The organism is Burkholderia sp. AU33803 (assembly GCF_002223095.1).
Taxonomy (GTDB): Bacteria; Pseudomonadota; Gammaproteobacteria; order Burkholderiales; family Burkholderiaceae; genus Burkholderia.
The window spans coordinates 608,384-622,430 of sequence record NZ_NKFJ01000004.1 but is presented as its reverse complement, the minus strand read 5'-3'; the positions used below and the strand labels follow the sequence as shown (position 1 = coordinate 622,430).

Here is a 14,047-nt window from a genome sequence, read left to right as displayed (position 1 = left end):
AGCTTACGCCGAGAAGAAGATCCACGACGTCAGCAGGAATACCGGTATCAGCACGACCAGCGCCCAGCCGAGATACGCGAAGAAGCTCGGCATCTTCACGCCGCGCGATTCGGCGATCGCCTTCACCATGAAGTTCGGCGCGTTGCCGATGTAGCTGTTCGCGCCCATGAATACCGCGCCCGCGGAAATCGCGGCCAGCGTCGACGCACCGGTCGTCATCAGCGACTGCGCATCGCCGCCCGCGAGGTTGAAGAACACGAGGTAGGTCGGCGCGTTGTCGAGGAACGACGACAGGATGCCGGTCGCCCAGAAGTACATCGCGTCGATCGGCTTGCCGTCCGGCCCCGTGACGAGATGGACGATCTGCGCGAACGCGCCGTCGGCACCGGCGCGCAGGATCACGATCACCGGCGCGATCGTCACGAAGATCCCGGCGAACAGCTTCGCGACTTCCTCGATCGGCGCCCAGTTGAACGCGTTGCCCTCGCGCGCGGAGCGCGGCGTCAGCGCGAGCGAGGCGAGCGTCACGCCCACGAGCGCGACGTCGCGCACGAGATTCTGCAGCGCGACGTGCGTGCCCCACACGTCGAACGTGACGCCCGGCTTCCACACGCCGCTCATCAGCACCAGGCCGATCACGGCCGCGAGCAGCACGAAATTGATCTTGCCGTCGATCGACAGCCGGTCGCTGTCGGGCGTCGGGTCGAGCGTGGCCGGCCGCTCCTCGCCGCCCTTCCGGTAGAAGTACGTATCGAGCACGAAGAACAGCGTCAGCAGCACCACGCAGATGAACAGCATCGGCAGCGCAAGGTGCGTGGTCGTCCAGAAGAAGCTCACGCCATTGAGGAAACCGAGGAACAGCGGCGGATCGCCGAGCGGCGACAGCGAGCCGCCCGCGTTCGCGACGAGGAAGATGAAGAAGATCACGACGTGCACGACATGCTTGCGGTTGTCGTTGGCGCGCAGCAGCGGCCGGATCAGCAGCATCGCGGCACCCGTCGTGCCCATCACGCTCGCGAGCAGCGTGCCGAGCGCGAGGATCGCCGTGTTCAGCTTCGGCGTGCCGTGCAGGTTGCCGTTCACGCAGATGCCGCCCGCGACCGTATAGAGCGCGGTGAGCAGCACGATGAACGGGATGTATTCCTCGAGCAGCGCGTGCACGAGCGTGCCGAACGCGGTGCCCGCGCCGAACGCGAACGCGAACGGGACCAGGAACACGACCGCCCACCCGGCCGCGATCTTGCCGAAGTGGTGATGCCAGAACACGGGGGCGACGAGCGGGAACAGTGCGATGGACAGCAGGATCCCGGCGAACGGGATGCCCCAGAAAGCAGACAGCGTGGCACCGTCGAGCGTTGCGGCCGATGCAAGCGCGGGGACGGCGCCAAGCGCGATCCCCGACGCCATGCCCGCCCAGGCGGCATGTCGTTTCATGCAGAACTTCCTTGTTCGAGTGGTAGTGGATGCAGCGGGTGCGTCATGCGCCCCGTACGACGATCGCGTGAACGCGGTACGGGCCGTGCGCGCCCAGGACGATGGTCTGCTCGATATCGCCCGTGCGCGACGGGCCCGAGACGAAGTTGACCGCGCGCGGCAATTCGCCGCGCTCCGAGCGGATCAGCGCAAAGGCGTCTTCATGACCGGCGACGATCCGCGACGCGGGAACGATCGCGATGTGCGTTTCCGGCAACAGGCCGGCCGACGCATAGGTGTCCGGGCCGGACAGCAGCACCAGCGAGCCCGTTTCCGCAGTCGCGCAAAAGCAGCCGGTAAGGCCGACCAGATCGCCGTCGCGCGGCTTGCGGCATTCGACCGACAGGCCTGCGCCCGCCCAGTCGAAATCGGCCAGCGTGCGCCACGCGACGGCCTGCGTCGGCAGGCCGTGAGCGCAAAGGTAGCGAGCCGCGGCGGCCGGTACGTCGGCAAGCGTCGCGACTTCGTCGACCGTCGTCGACAGGCGTGCCGCTTCGTCGACGAATGCCGCGACGAGATCGGCCGGCGCCGGCGGGCGCGGGCCCTCCGGATGACGGGCGAGATAATCGGCAACGCCGTCGCGCTCGGCCGCATCGGGTTCGGCCGCACGCCCCTGCGCCGCGCGGATGCGCGCGAGGATCTGGCGACGGGCAGCGGAAGTGTCCATGAACGGTCCTCGTGACGTTGGCGGGCGATACCGTCGGATTATACCGGCCGACCTCGCCGCCACGCAGTTTTGGCCGTTCGGCCGATGCTTACTTCGACGCGTCTTCCTCGACCGGCTGCGCGATGCCGAACACCTGGCGCAGGTAAGCCAGATACGCCTTGTCGTCGCACATGCTCTTGCCCGGCGAATCCGACAGCTTCGCGACCGGCTGGCCATTGCAGCGGACCATCTTGATCACGATCTGCAGCGGCACGTAGCCGAGATCGTTGGTGAGGTTCGTGCCGACGCCGAACGCGAGCTTGCAGCGGCCGCGGAAACGTTCGTACAACTGCATGACCTTCGGGATGTCGAGTGCGTCCGAGAACACGAGCACCTTGGTCCGCGGGTCGCAACGGTTCATCTCGTAATGACGCAGCATCCGCTCGCCCCATTCGAACGGATCGCCCGAATCGTGGCGCGCGCCGTCGAACAGCTTGCAGAAGTACATGTCGAAGTCGTTCAGGAATGCATCCATCCCGTAGACGTCCGACAGCGCGATCCCGAGGTCGCCGCGATATTCCTTCGCCCACATCTCGAAGCCGTAGATCTGCGAATCGCGCAGCCGCGGACCGAGTGCCTGGCAGGCCTGCAGGTACTCGTGCGCCATCGTGCCGAGCGGCGTGATGCCGTGCTTCATCGCATACAGCACGTTGCTGGTGCCCGCGAACTGCGGGCCGAGGCCGTCGCGCAGCGTGAGCGCGACCTCCTCGTGCCAGACCTTCGAGAAGCGCCGGCGCGTGCCGTAGTCGGCGATCTTGCAGTCGGCGAACTCGGGCTTCGCACCGAGCAGCTTGATCTTCTCGCGCAGCCGTTCGCGGCCTTCGCGATAGTCGGGCTCGCGCTGGGTATTGCGGAAATACACTTCGTTGACGATCGCGAGCACCGGGATCTCGAACAGGATCGTGTGCAGCCACGGCCCCGTGATCTCGATGTCGATTTCACCGTTGCCCTTCGGCGACGGCGTGATCGAGATGTACTTCTCGTTCAGGTGGAACAGCGCGAGGAAGTCGACGAAATCGCTCTTGATGAAGCGCATCCGCCGCAGGTAGTCGAGTTCGACGTCGGAAAAGCGCAGCGCGCACAGGCCGCGCACCTCGTCGCGAATCTCGTCGATGTACGGCACGAGATCGACGCCGGGCGTGCGGCACCGGAAACGGTATTCGACGCTTGCAGCGGGGAAGTGATGCAGGACGACCTGCATCATCGTGAACTTGTAGAGATCCGTGTCGAGCAGCGAAGTGATGATCATGATGACGGCAGCGCCAATATCGTGACCGGGCCCCGGCGCACCGCGCGCCGCCCGGTCTGCCGGCCATGTTACCCGAATGCGGGCCCGACCATCGTGAAACCGCCTGCCGCCCCGCTCCGGCCGTACTGCCCGTTCCGGCGCATCGGACACGCACTGCCGCTGGGGCGTCCCTTCGGCGCCCGCTGGACGGCCCCATAAACTAATCACGAAACGATATAAGCCGGATAGCCGACCACGCCATGCGGGTTTTGCGCTTCAGTTACAATGCCGGTTTTGGCGCAAACGCCACCCCATATATACCGCCAAGCAGGAGCGTTTTAATGACTCACGTTGTGACCGAAGGCTGCATCAAGTGCAAATACACGGACTGCGTGGATGTGTGCCCGGTGGATTGCTTCCGTGAAGGTCCCAACTTTCTCGCCATCGATCCGGACGAGTGCATCGACTGCGCCGTGTGCGTCGCCGAGTGCCCGACCAATGCGATCTATGCCGAAGAAGACGTTCCGGGCGACCAGCAGCAGTTCACCGCGCTGAACGCCGAGCTGGCGAAGGACTGGCCGTCGATCACGAAGACCAAGCCGGCACCCGCCGACGCCGACGAGTGGAAGGACGTGCAGGACAAGCTGCACCTGCTCGAGCGCTGATCGCGCAGCGGCCGCAGAAATTTTTTTGTGCGCCGCGGCTCAAAAGTATTGACGACCTGATCAACGCTCCATATAATCTCGTTTCTCTGCTGTTGTTGTTTGTTCCCCGATAGCTCAGTCGGTAGAGCGCCGGACTGTTAATCCGTAGGTCCCTGGTTCGAGCCCAGGTCGGGGAGCCAAAAACGCAAAGGCCCGTTGAAAGTGGACGGGCTTTTTGCTGGTAGACAAACACGCATGCAGATGTACCGATTTATTCCCCGATAGCTCAGTCGGTAGAGCGCCGGACTGTTAATCCGTAGGTCCCTGGTTCGAGCCCAGGTCGGGGAGCCAAATAGCGAAAGGCCCGTCATTCGACGGGCCTTTTGTTTTTCCGGCCCACCATTCGGCTTTCGTCGTCCGGTCGCGCGCGCATGCTAGAGTCTCTGTCCCGCATTCGCATCCGGTTCCGTCGATGAAGCACCGCCTCCTCCGCTCAGCCCCCTTCGCCCTCCTGCTTTCCGCGTTCGCCGCGGCGCCGCTCGCGCACGCGGAGGAAGTCGGCAGCGTCAACACCCATTTCCGCGTCACGGGCTCCGATCGCGTGGTCGTCGAGGCGTATGACGATCCGATCGTGAACGGCGTGACCTGCTACGTGTCGCGCGCCCGCACCGGCGGGATCAAGGGCACGCTCGGCGTCGCCGAGGATCCGAGCGAAGCGTCGATCGCATGCCGGCAGGTCGGCCCGATCAGCTTCAAGGAGCCGCTCAAGCAGCAGACCGACGTGTTCAGCGAGCGCATGTCGTTCATCTTCAAGACCCTGCACGTCGTGCGCGTGGTCGACACCAAGCGCAACACGATCGTCTACCTGACCTACAGCGACCGCATCGTCAGCGGCAGCCCGAAGAATGCCGTCACCGCGGTACCGATGCCGGCCGGCACGACGATTCCGGTCAAGTAAAGCCCGCGCCTGCCGGGCGCGCGAGCGATACACTGTCGATTCGACCGCTCCCGCGCCCGATCATGTCCGCCACCCGCCTTCCCGACTCCGCACGCTACTGGCGCACGCCGCTGCTGCCGGACGCGGACCTCCTCACGGCCACCTATCGCGATCATGCGTTCGCCCCCCACTGGCACGACGCGTACACGATCCCCGTGATTCTCGAAGGTGCGGAGCGCTACACGTATCGCGGCAGCGGCTATGTCGCCGAAACCGGCTCCGTGCCCGTCATCAATCCCGGCGAGGTGCATACGGGGTCGCGCGCGGCCGAGGAAGGCTGGTGCTATCGCGTCAGCTACATACCCGTCGAATTCATCCACGAACTCGCCAATGCGATCGCCGGCCGCCCGCAGGACCCGCCGTGGTTCGCGCCCGACGTGATTCGCGACGCCGATCTTGCGGCCCGGCTCACGCTGGCACACCGGATGATGGAGGCCGGCAGCGAACGCGCACTGACCTTGCAGACGCACGGGCCGGCTCATGATCCGGCGAGCGGCGCACCGCGCGCCTACGATCCGCTCGCCGCCGAAACGGCGATGCTCGATGCGTTGTCGACGCTGATCGTGCGCCATGCCGACGCACAGCCGCGACCGGCGCCGCTCGCGGCGGACGAACCGCGCGTCGACGTCATGCGCGAGCGGCTCGCCGCCGACCTCGTGTGCACGGTGACGCTCGACGAAGTCGCGCAGGCGGTCGGCCTGTCCCCATTTCACGCGGCGCGCCTGTTCACCCGCACGACCGGCATGCCGCCGCATGCGTGGCGCAACCAGTTGCGCTTGCAGCGCGCGTTGGCACCGCTGCGCGCGGGCGTGCCCGTCGCCGACGTCGCGGCGGCCAGCGGCTTCGTCGACCAAAGCCACTTCACCCGGCATTTCAAACGCATGTTCGGCGTGCCGCCCGGGCGCTGGCAGGCGAGCTGACGCGCAGCGTCCGGCCCGCCACCGCGATACTGCCCTCCCGCAAGCGCAAGAACATACAAGCCGGCACACCCCCTTGCTCGCTATCCTCCCGTTCATGGAGGAGCACCCTTTGAATCCGATACCCGCATCGCCTGCCCGCCGCCCATTGAACGAATGGCTCGACGGTGCGCGCGACACGATCCCGATGATGATCGGCGCCGCCCCGTTCGGCGTGATTTTCGGCACGCTCGTGAGCGGCGGCCCGCTCGCCGCATGGCATGGCGCGCTGATGTCGCTCGCCGTGTTCGCGGGCTCCGCGCAGTTCATCGCGCTCGGCCTGATCGCGGGCAGCGCGAGCTTCGTCGTCGTGCTCGCGACCACGCTGATCGTGAACCTGCGTCACCTGCTGTACAGCGCGACGCTCGCGCCCTATGTCGCCCACCTGCCGCTGCGCTGGCGTGCGACGCTCGGCGCACTGATGACCGACGAGGTGTTCGCGGTCGCCTACGCGCACTACCGGCATTTCCCGCCGGGCGCGATCGGCCCCCACTACTTCTTCGGCTCGGGGCTCGCGATGTACCTGAACTGGCAGGTCTGGACGCTCGCAGGCATCGGCTTCGGCGCGGCATTCCCGGGCCTGCAGTCGCTTGGCCTCGATTTCGCGATGGCGGCAACCTTCATCGCGATCGTCGTCCCGCAACTCGGCACGCTGCGCTATTTCGCGGCAGCCGTGACGGCCGGCACGCTCGCCTACTTCTGGCAGGGCTGGCCATACAAGCTCGGGCTGCTCGGCGCGGTCGCCGCCGGCGTCGCGGTCGGCGTCGCGCTCACGTTGCGGCACGAACGCACGCGCGCCGGCTCGCGCACGGAGGCTGCATCGTGAGCTACGCGCTGCTGATCCTCGGGATGGCCGTCATCACGTACGCGATCCGCTCGACGCTGTTCCTGTTCGGCGAACGGCTGACCTTCCCGCCGCTCGTGCGAACCGCGCTCGGCTTCGTGCCCGTCACCGTGCTCACCGCGATCATCGTGCCGATGGTCGTCTCGCCGCACGGCGGCACCGCCGAGCTGACCTGGCGCAATCCACAGCTCGTCGGCGCGCTCGCCGCCGTGCTCGTGTCGGCCGCCACCCGCCGCCCGCTCGTGACGATCGCGGTGGGGCTCGCGGTGTTCTTTTTTTGGCAAGGGGTCGTGCTGCCCCACTGGCTGCCCGCCTGAGCAAACGCTCGGTCGCGCGCGCTCAAGTTTCCGCCCGGCGCGCCGATATAGGGAATGAATACCCGCCACCGGCCTCGGCGCGCACCGGTCAGTCGACGCTGCGCCCGTCCCGGTGCGCCGTGCCGGCCGCCGGCTTGCACGGGCCGCCATCGAGACGATTCATGGGCCAGATCACCCTTTCCCTCAAGGACGACACACTCGAGTCGCTGCGCAAGGACTACGACGCGTTCGTCCGCGTGTCGCTGAAACTCGACCCGCAGTTCGCGACGCCGTCGTTCGAGGATTTCCTGCGCGCCAAGCTGCTCGACAACATGGTGCCGCTGACCGAACACGCGGTGCAGCGGATGCTGCAGGGCGGCCAGTACGCGTGGGCAAAACGCACGCTCGACAAGGAATTTCCGGACGTCGTCGCGATCCTGATGCGACAGGCCGGCGAATTCGGCTTCGGCTTCGCGTCGCGCTCCGAATGGACCCCCGACGAACTCGCGAAGGCTTGCCGCGACTGGGCGAAAGCGATCGTCGCCGAAGCGCAGGCCGACCCGTCGCTGATCGATCCGCTCGCCTCGCAGATCAAGGGGGCCGCGCAAGACATCCAGACGCTCGAGGAACTGATGCAGACACCTGCGTGGCGGCTCGCGGAATCGCTGCGACAACGGGTCTACGAGGCCAAGCTCGCATGCGAGATGAGCGTCGGCAGCACCGCGCGCGACAAGCTCGGCGAACTGCGCGGGCTGCTGCGGCTCGGGCTCGCGCACGGCTCGTTCCAGAAGCAGGAAGCGCAGCAGATCATGGAGTACCTGCGGCTGCTGAAGCCGGAGATCTTCGTCGAGGAACCGTACGACGTCTTCGCCCGGCTCGCCGCGTGGCTGCGCAGCGTATTCACCCCGGCTGCCGTGCGGCCGGCACCGGGTCAGCCGGGCCAAGGGCAAAGCCAACGGCGGCCGTAACGGCGCGCCCGATCGCATCGACCCATGAAAGCAGCCCGGTTCGCACAACGCGAACCGGGCCGCCGGACGGCCGCCGTCGCGACGCGCCGTCGAGGGCGAGCGCCGCGCGGCGCCTGCCACCGCTTACTGCGTGGCGCCCTGGGCCGATGCGCCGCCTTCCGCGCCGACCGACGCACCGCCTTCGGTTGCTTCGCCGGCCTTCGCCTTGGCCGAGCCGACATGGCTCTTGGCCGACTTCGCCGCATGCTTCGTGTGCTTTTTGGCCGAGTGGACGGCCGACGACGTCGATTCCTTCGCGCCATCGGCTGCGGCGCCGACTGTATCGGTTGCACCGCCGGCGGCATTGCCCGACGCATTCGCGCCCGCACCGCCCTGCATGCCGGCACCGGCCGCCGGCGTCTGCGCCTGCACGCCGGCACCGGCTGCGCCCTGCACCGCCGTACCCGTCTGGGCAAATGCGGCCGAGGTGGCGAACGCCGTCAACGCGGCACCGATCAGCATCGTACGAATCTTGGACATGGCAATTCTCCTCAGGAAGTTGTGCGCCCGAACCGCAGCGATGCGGTCCGTTGCGTCCCCCGCCGCAACACGCAGCAGGTACGACAAAAGACCCGCAGCCCGCGCGGCCGGTTCTCGAATCTCTCAGACTGTTACCCACCGTTTCATTTACTGACGAATGGCTCACACTCCCTAACAACTGCGGGCAGCAGCCGGCCGCGCTCGCGCGCCGGCCCGCGGTGCCGTATGATGCGAGGCGATTCCTCCCGCGCAATGCGCACCTCCTTCGTCATGCCCAATCTGGATTTCACGCTGACCGGCGAATACGTCGAGCTGCACAACCTCCTCAAGATCACCGGCCTCGCGGACAGCGGCGGCACCGCGAAGCTGATCGTCGCGTCCGGCGCGGTGAAAGTCGACGGCGCGGTCGAACTGCGCAAGACCTGCAAGATCCGCGCGGGCCAGGTCGTCCTGCTCGGCGACACGCGCATTGCCGTGCGCGAAGCCTAGGGTCGACGGTTCCCCCTGCCTGCGACATGGCCATCGGCGCACGCGTTCGACACCGTTCGAATAAAGCCGTAAGCTAGCCGTCTCTCAAAATAAATACATATAGCGCGGGCCCGCACCCGCGCGAGCGCCCATTCCATGTCGCATTCCGGTCTTACGCGGACGGCCGCCGCGCCGCCGTCCCTGTCCAGTCATGCCGCCGATACCGCGCGCCTCGCCGCGCCGCTCGCGATCGCGCAGCTCTCGCAGATGGCGATGAGCGTCACCGACACGGTGCTGCTCGGCTCGCTCGGCCCCGATTCGCTCGCGGCGGGCGGGCTCGGCGCGAACTTCTTCTTCGTCATCGTGACCGTGCTGCAAGGCGTGCTGTCGTCGGTCAGCGTCAGCGTCGCGCATGCGCGCGGCGCCAAGGCCGACGAGCGCGTCCCGCACATCTACTGGACCGGCTTCGCGCTGTCCGTGCTGCTCGCGATTCCGGCCATCATCGCGCTGTCGCTGTCCGAACCGATCCTGCTGATGTTCCACGAGCCGCCGCTGCTCGCGCATCACGTCGGCGAATACACGGGCATCCTGCGCTTCGCCGCGCTCGGCAGCCTGATCGGCGTCGGGCTGATGCGCGCGTTCCTGCCCGCGATCGGCGCGGCGCGCCGGCTGCTGTGGGTGTCGATCGGCGGCGTCGGCGTGAACGGCGTGCTGAACTACGGGCTGATCCACGGCGCGTTCGGGCTGCCGCGCCTCGGCTTCCTCGGTTCGGCCGTCGCGACGACGATCACCATCTGGCTCACCGCATTCGCCCTGATCTGGCTGCTGCACGGCCGGCAGCGCTTCCGTCATTTCGTCACCGCCGCCCGCCCGAAGCTGCCGCTGATGGGCGAGTTGATCGGCATCGGCTGGCCCGTCGCGATCACTTATGGGGTCGAGTCGACACTATTCCTCGCGACCGGCCTGACGGTCGGCGTGCTTGGCGCGACGTCGCTGGCCGCGCACCAGATCGCGCTGAACGTCGCGTCGGTGGCGTTCATGGTGCCGCTCGCGATCGGCCAGGCCGCCAACGTGCGGGTCGGTTACTGGGTCGGCGCAGGGGCGCCCGTCGCCGCGCGGCATGCCGGCTTCGTCGCACTCGGCCTCGGTGTCGCGTTCATGACGCTGTCGGGCATCGTGCTGATCGTCGCGCCGCATGCGATCGTCGGCCTGTACCTGAACCTCGACGATCCGGCCAACGCGGCCACCGTGTCGCTCGCCGCGTCGCTGCTCGGCATCGCCGCGGTGTTCCAGATCGTCGACGGCGCGCAGACCGTCGGGTCGGGTGCGCTGCGCGGCCTGAAGGACACGCGCATCCCGATGCTCGCGGCCACCCTCGGCTACTGGGGCATCGGCTTTCCGACCGGCTACTGGTTCGCCTTCCACGTGGGCCTCGGCGCCCGCGGCCTCTGGTGGGGCCTCGCGGCCGGACTCGCCAGCGTGGCCGTGCTGATGGCGTGGCGCTTCCATCTGAAGAGCGCGTCGCTCGTGACGTCGCCGCACTGAACGCGACAAGACACGAAATCCGGGCCGGCGCTATGCTAGTCGGCTGAAGATCCCGAGACGCCGCGCAAGCGGCGCGACTGCCTCACGATACGTCTGATTACGTCTGATGCCGCGCGACCACGCGCGGCCTTTCCCCTTTTCTGGAGGAGTGGATCATGAACGAAGCAGTTCGGATGGAACGCGATACGTTCGGCGAGATCGCCGTGCCGGCCGACCGGCTCTGGGGCGCGCAGACCGAGCGCTCGCTGCAGAATTTCCGGATCTCGACCGAGAAGCAGTCGCCCGAGCTGATCCACGCCCTCGCGATCGTCAAGCGCGCCGCGGCGGCCGTGAACCAGTCGCTCGGCGTGCTGGCCGACGACAAGGCGCGCGCGATCATCGACGCGGCCGACGAGATCATCGCCGGCAAGCATCCGCGCGAATTCCCGCTCGCCGTATGGCAGACGGGCTCCGGCACGCAGACCAACATGAACCTCAACGAGGTGATCGCGAATCGGGCGAGCGAACTGATGGGCGGCGAGCGCGGCGAAGCGCGCAAGGTTCATCCGAACGACGACGTGAACCGCGGCCAGTCGTCGAACGACGTCTTCCCGACCGCGATGCACGTCGCGGCCGCGTACGCGATCGTCAACCACCTGCTGCCGGCGCTGCGCACGCTGCGCACGACGCTCGACGCGAAGTCGAAGGCGTTCGCCGACATCGTGAAGATCGGCCGCACGCACCTGCAGGACGCGACGCCGCTCACGCTCGGCCAGGAGTTTTCCGGTTACGTCGCGCAGCTCGACCAGGGCATCCGTCACGTCGAATCGGCATTGCCGCACCTGTACGAACTCGCGCTCGGCGGCACCGCGGTCGGCACGGGGCTGAACGCGCATCCGGAGTTCGCGGTGCGCGTCGCCGATGAGATCGGCCGGCTCGCGAAGCTGCCGTTCGTGACGGCGCCGAGCAAGTTCGAGGTGATGGCAGCGGCCGATGCGCTGGTGTTCGCACACGGCGCGCTGAAGACGGTCGCGGCCGGCCTGATGAAGATCGCGAACGATGTCCGCTGGCTCGCGAGCGGGCCGCGCTGCGGGCTCGGCGAACTGTCGATTCCTGAAAACGAGCCGGGCAGCTCGATCATGCCGGGCAAGGTGAACCCGACGCAGTCCGAAGCCGTGACGATGCTCTGCTGTCAGGTGTTCGGCAACGACGTCGCGGTCAACGTCGGCGGCGCAAGCGGCAATTTCGAGCTGAACGTGTTCCGGCCGATGATCGCGCACAACGTGCTGCAGTCGGTGCGGCTGCTCGCCGACGGCGCGCAAAGCTTCAACGACCATTGCGCGGTGGGCATCGAGCCGAACCGCTCGCGGATCGACCTGCTGCTGAACGAATCGCTGATGCTGGTGACGGCGCTCAATCCGCACATCGGCTACGACAAGTCGGCGCAGATCGCGAAGAAGGCGCACAAGGAAGGCACGACGCTGAAGGCGGCCGCTCTCGCGCTCGGCTACCTGACCGAGGCGGAATTCGATGCGTGGGTCCGTCCCGAGCAGATGATCGGGTCGCAGTAACGGCAGTAACGGCAGGAAGAGGCAGGATGACGGGCGCGGCGCGATGCGCGGCGCCCGCGGCGGTCAGACCGCGCCCTTCGCGACCTCTTCCGGTTTCATCTCGACGATCTTGTCGAGCGCGGCCCGCACGTCGGCCGCATATTTCGCGAGCACTTTCTGCTCGTCGGTCTCGGGCACGAACGGCGGCACCGGCACCGGGTTGCCGTTCTCGTCGACCGCGACGAACACGACGAGGCAATCGGTCGTCTGGCGCAGCATGCCGCCCTTCGGATCGCCGGCATGCACGGACACATGGATGTGCATGCTGGTGCGGCCCGTCGCGACGACGCGCGCCTTCAGCTCGACCAGATTGCCGACCATGATCGGACGCTGGAAACGGATGTTGCCGACGCTGACCGTCACGCAATAGCGGCTCGACCAGACGGCCGCGCACGCATATGCGACCTCGTCGATCCACTTCATCAGCGCGCCGCCGTGCACCTTGCCGCCGAAGTTCACGGACGACGGCTCGGCGAGGAAGCGGAATACGGTTTCGGTGCGGTCGAGGGCGGCCGGTACGGGGGACGGTTGGGACATCTTGTTGGCTCCAGGCGGCAGGGGCTCTGTAATCGGGCCATTATACGTTGCACTGCGGCAACGCGTCGCGGGGCGCCCCGTGTGGCGCGGCTTCCGGCGATATGCCCAGGCGTGCACGGCCGCCTCGGTCAGCGGCGCACCGTGATGCCCTGATCGATCGTTCCGTACATCTCGATGCTGCCGCCGCGCTCGCCGGACGCGCCCGCACCGCCTTGCACACAGGCCGCGCAGACGAACGCGGCCGCCAGCAAACAGAAAATCGTCTTCATCATTGCATCGTGTCACGTGCGGCCGCCCGCTGCGGCCGCTTTCGGCCATTCTACGCGCGCGCCGCAAGCGGCCGCGGCCCGGTTCCGCCGCCTCGACGACGCCTGCGCCAGTGCATCCGACATTTCAGCCAAAAGCGAAACATCGAATGCGCACGCCCACTACACTGAAGATCATCCCGCCTGACGAGACACGACGATGACCGACCAAGACGACCACCACTTTCCGGGCCTGAGCCGCATCGGCTCGCTGATCGCCGACCCGGGCCGCGCCGCGATGCTGTGGGTGCTGATGGACGGCAGCGCGCGACCGGCTGGCGAGCTGACGATGATCGCGGGGCTGTCGCCGTCCGCTGCCAGCGCCCATCTCGCGCGCTTGACCGAGGGCGGCCTGCTCGCGCTCGACGTGCGTGGCCGGCACCGCTACTACCGGATCGCATCGGCCGACATCGCGGCATCGCTCGAGGCGCTTGCGAACGTCGCTCGCGCAGCCGCGCCGCATCGCCCGGTACCGGCGCCGTCCCGCACGGTCCCGGCCGAGTTGCGCTATGCGCGCACCTGCTACGACCACATGGCCGGCGAACTCGCGGTGCGCATCTTCGACGGGCTCACCGCGCGCGGCTGGCTGCTTGCCGACGGCGATGCGATCGAGACCACCGAACTCGGCACCCAGGCGCTCGCGCAATGGGGCATCGACGTCGCTCAACAGCGCACGCGCCGGCGGCGCTTCGCATGCGGCTGCCTCGACTGGAGCGAACGGCGCTCGCATCTCGGCGGCGCACTCGGTGCGGCGCTGCTCGAGCGCTTCTGCGCGCACGGCTGGATCGAGCGCGCCGCGCGGCCGCGCGTGCTGCGCGTCACGGTGCCCGGACAGCAGGTTTTCGACGAGTGGCTTACGTCCGCTTGACGCCTGGATTGCGTCTGCACGACAACGGCGCGCGATGGACAGGTTTTGTTACACCGCGTGCCATTCGACTTACAAAACACCGAGCATTGAAACAGGCCGAACGG

Annotated in this window: 16 protein-coding genes and 2 tRNA genes; 12 read left to right on the top strand and 6 right to left on the bottom strand. The window is 67.4% G+C overall.

Features of this window, described 5'->3' with window-relative positions; translation table 11 throughout:
* Positions 1–3: 3 nt before the first annotated feature.
* The 3 genes from CFB41_RS05385 to pncB all read right to left on the bottom strand — a co-directional run bounded on the left by CFB41_RS05385 (position 4) and on the right by pncB (position 3,428).
* Positions 4–1,434, bottom strand: coding sequence for a sodium:proton antiporter (locus tag CFB41_RS05385; RefSeq protein ID WP_089439530.1), 1,431 nt, complete (start codon positions 1,432–1,434; stop codon positions 4–6).
* A gap of 43 nt (positions 1,435–1,477) precedes the next feature.
* Positions 1,478–2,140: a lactate utilization protein C gene (locus CFB41_RS05380; protein ID WP_089455828.1), complete on the bottom strand. Its 663-nt coding sequence runs from the start codon at positions 2,138–2,140 to the stop codon at positions 1,478–1,480.
* An 88-nt stretch (positions 2,141–2,228) separates the two neighbouring features.
* Complete coding sequence (gene pncB, locus CFB41_RS05375; protein WP_089424832.1) at positions 2,229–3,428, bottom strand: nicotinate phosphoribosyltransferase; 1,200 nt, start codon at positions 3,426–3,428, stop codon at positions 2,229–2,231.
* 320 nt (positions 3,429–3,748) lie between these two features.
* On the opposite strand from pncB, the gene fdxA reads away from it, so the two are divergent.
* The 8 genes from fdxA to CFB41_RS05330 all read left to right on the top strand — a co-directional run bounded on the left by fdxA (position 3,749) and on the right by CFB41_RS05330 (position 8,112).
* Complete coding sequence (gene fdxA, locus CFB41_RS05365) at positions 3,749–4,072, top strand: ferredoxin FdxA (protein ID WP_011351384.1); 324 nt, start codon at positions 3,749–3,751, stop codon at positions 4,070–4,072.
* Between the two features lie 103 nt (positions 4,073–4,175).
* Positions 4,176–4,251, top strand: a tRNA-Asn gene (locus CFB41_RS05360).
* 75 nt (positions 4,252–4,326) lie between these two features.
* Positions 4,327–4,402: transfer RNA gene (locus tag CFB41_RS05355), tRNA-Asn, on the top strand.
* A gap of 121 nt (positions 4,403–4,523) precedes the next feature.
* On the top strand, positions 4,524–5,009 hold the full coding sequence (locus CFB41_RS05350; RefSeq protein ID WP_089455827.1) for a CreA family protein: 486 nt from the start codon (positions 4,524–4,526) through the stop codon (positions 5,007–5,009).
* A 62-nt stretch (positions 5,010–5,071) separates the two neighbouring features.
* Positions 5,072–5,968, top strand: coding sequence for an AraC family transcriptional regulator (locus tag CFB41_RS05345; protein WP_089455826.1), 897 nt, complete (start codon positions 5,072–5,074; stop codon positions 5,966–5,968).
* 94 nt (positions 5,969–6,062) lie between these two features.
* Entirely contained in the window at positions 6,063–6,830 is a 768-nt protein-coding gene (locus CFB41_RS05340; protein ID WP_089455825.1) for an AzlC family ABC transporter permease, read from the top strand.
* The gene (locus tag CFB41_RS05335) at positions 6,827–7,165 is read left to right on the top strand and encodes an AzlD domain-containing protein (RefSeq protein ID WP_089424828.1); all 339 of its coding nucleotides are present in this window, start codon (positions 6,827–6,829) and stop codon (positions 7,163–7,165) included. The genes CFB41_RS05340 and CFB41_RS05335 overlap by 4 nt, the downstream gene beginning before the upstream one ends.
* Positions 7,166–7,326: 161 nt before the next feature.
* The gene (locus CFB41_RS05330) at positions 7,327–8,112 is read left to right on the top strand and encodes a DUF4088 family protein (RefSeq protein WP_089455824.1); all 786 of its coding nucleotides are present in this window, start codon (positions 7,327–7,329) and stop codon (positions 8,110–8,112) included.
* Positions 8,113–8,235: 123 nt separating this feature from the next.
* On the opposite strand, the gene CFB41_RS05325 is transcribed toward CFB41_RS05330, so the two are convergent.
* Positions 8,236–8,631: a hypothetical protein gene (locus CFB41_RS05325; protein WP_089455823.1), complete on the bottom strand. Its 396-nt coding sequence runs from the start codon at positions 8,629–8,631 to the stop codon at positions 8,236–8,238.
* Positions 8,632–8,901: 270 nt separating this feature from the next.
* Here CFB41_RS05325 and CFB41_RS05320 point away from each other — a divergent pair, with 270 nt between their 5' ends.
* From CFB41_RS05320 to fumC, 3 genes are all read left to right on the top strand, one after another.
* Positions 8,902–9,120 (top strand): RNA-binding S4 domain-containing protein, encoded by a 219-nt coding sequence (locus CFB41_RS05320; protein WP_006486208.1) that lies wholly within the window; start codon positions 8,902–8,904, stop codon positions 9,118–9,120.
* 135 nt (positions 9,121–9,255) lie between these two features.
* Entirely contained in the window at positions 9,256–10,644 is a 1,389-nt protein-coding gene (gene norM, locus CFB41_RS05315) for a multidrug efflux MATE transporter NorM (protein WP_089455822.1), read from the top strand.
* Between the two features lie 155 nt (positions 10,645–10,799).
* Complete coding sequence (gene fumC, locus CFB41_RS05310; protein WP_047850516.1) at positions 10,800–12,194, top strand: class II fumarate hydratase; 1,395 nt, start codon at positions 10,800–10,802, stop codon at positions 12,192–12,194.
* A 63-nt stretch (positions 12,195–12,257) separates the two neighbouring features.
* Here the strand turns inward: fumC and CFB41_RS05305 are convergent, their stop codons facing one another.
* A complete protein-coding gene (locus CFB41_RS05305) occupies positions 12,258–12,770 on the bottom strand; it encodes an acyl-CoA thioesterase (RefSeq protein ID WP_039370920.1) in 513 nt (170 codons plus the stop codon).
* Between the two features lie 128 nt (positions 12,771–12,898).
* Positions 12,899–13,039 (bottom strand): hypothetical protein, encoded by a 141-nt coding sequence (locus CFB41_RS38055; protein ID WP_179249964.1) that lies wholly within the window; start codon positions 13,037–13,039, stop codon positions 12,899–12,901.
* Between the two features lie 196 nt (positions 13,040–13,235).
* Between CFB41_RS38055 and CFB41_RS05295 the strand changes: the two genes are divergently transcribed.
* Positions 13,236–13,943, top strand: a complete 708-nt coding sequence (locus CFB41_RS05295) for a helix-turn-helix transcriptional regulator (RefSeq protein WP_089439520.1) — start codon at positions 13,236–13,238, stop codon at positions 13,941–13,943.
* The last annotated feature ends 104 nt before the right edge of the window (positions 13,944–14,047 follow it).

What these genes read in the sequence shown, in the direction of transcription:
- CFB41_RS05385 (WP_089439530.1), bottom strand. Translation starts at nt 1,434, where the DNA reads ATGAAACGACATGCCGCCTGGGCGGGCATGGCGTCGGGGATCGCGCTT.
- CFB41_RS05380 (WP_089455828.1), bottom strand. Translation starts at nt 2,140, where the DNA reads ATGGACACTTCCGCTGCCCGTCGCCAGATCCTCGCGCGCATCCGCGCG.
- pncB (WP_089424832.1), bottom strand. Translation starts at nt 3,428, where the DNA reads ATGATCATCACTTCGCTGCTCGACACGGATCTCTACAAGTTCACGATG.
- fdxA (WP_011351384.1), top strand. Translation starts at nt 3,749, where the DNA reads ATGACTCACGTTGTGACCGAAGGCTGCATCAAGTGCAAATACACGGAC.
- CFB41_RS05350 (WP_089455827.1), top strand. Translation starts at nt 4,524, where the DNA reads ATGAAGCACCGCCTCCTCCGCTCAGCCCCCTTCGCCCTCCTGCTTTCC.
- CFB41_RS05345 (WP_089455826.1), top strand. Translation starts at nt 5,072, where the DNA reads ATGTCCGCCACCCGCCTTCCCGACTCCGCACGCTACTGGCGCACGCCG.
- CFB41_RS05340 (WP_089455825.1), top strand. Translation starts at nt 6,063, where the DNA reads ATGGAGGAGCACCCTTTGAATCCGATACCCGCATCGCCTGCCCGCCGC.
- CFB41_RS05330 (WP_089455824.1), top strand. Translation starts at nt 7,327, where the DNA reads ATGGGCCAGATCACCCTTTCCCTCAAGGACGACACACTCGAGTCGCTG.
- CFB41_RS05325 (WP_089455823.1), bottom strand. Translation starts at nt 8,631, where the DNA reads ATGTCCAAGATTCGTACGATGCTGATCGGTGCCGCGTTGACGGCGTTC.
- CFB41_RS05320 (WP_006486208.1), top strand. Translation starts at nt 8,902, where the DNA reads ATGCCCAATCTGGATTTCACGCTGACCGGCGAATACGTCGAGCTGCAC.
- norM (WP_089455822.1), top strand. Translation starts at nt 9,256, where the DNA reads ATGTCGCATTCCGGTCTTACGCGGACGGCCGCCGCGCCGCCGTCCCTG.
- fumC (WP_047850516.1), top strand. Translation starts at nt 10,800, where the DNA reads ATGAACGAAGCAGTTCGGATGGAACGCGATACGTTCGGCGAGATCGCC.
- CFB41_RS05305 (WP_039370920.1), bottom strand. Translation starts at nt 12,770, where the DNA reads ATGTCCCAACCGTCCCCCGTACCGGCCGCCCTCGACCGCACCGAAACC.
- CFB41_RS38055 (WP_179249964.1), bottom strand. Translation starts at nt 13,039, where the DNA reads ATGAAGACGATTTTCTGTTTGCTGGCGGCCGCGTTCGTCTGCGCGGCC.
- CFB41_RS05295 (WP_089439520.1), top strand. Translation starts at nt 13,236, where the DNA reads ATGACCGACCAAGACGACCACCACTTTCCGGGCCTGAGCCGCATCGGC.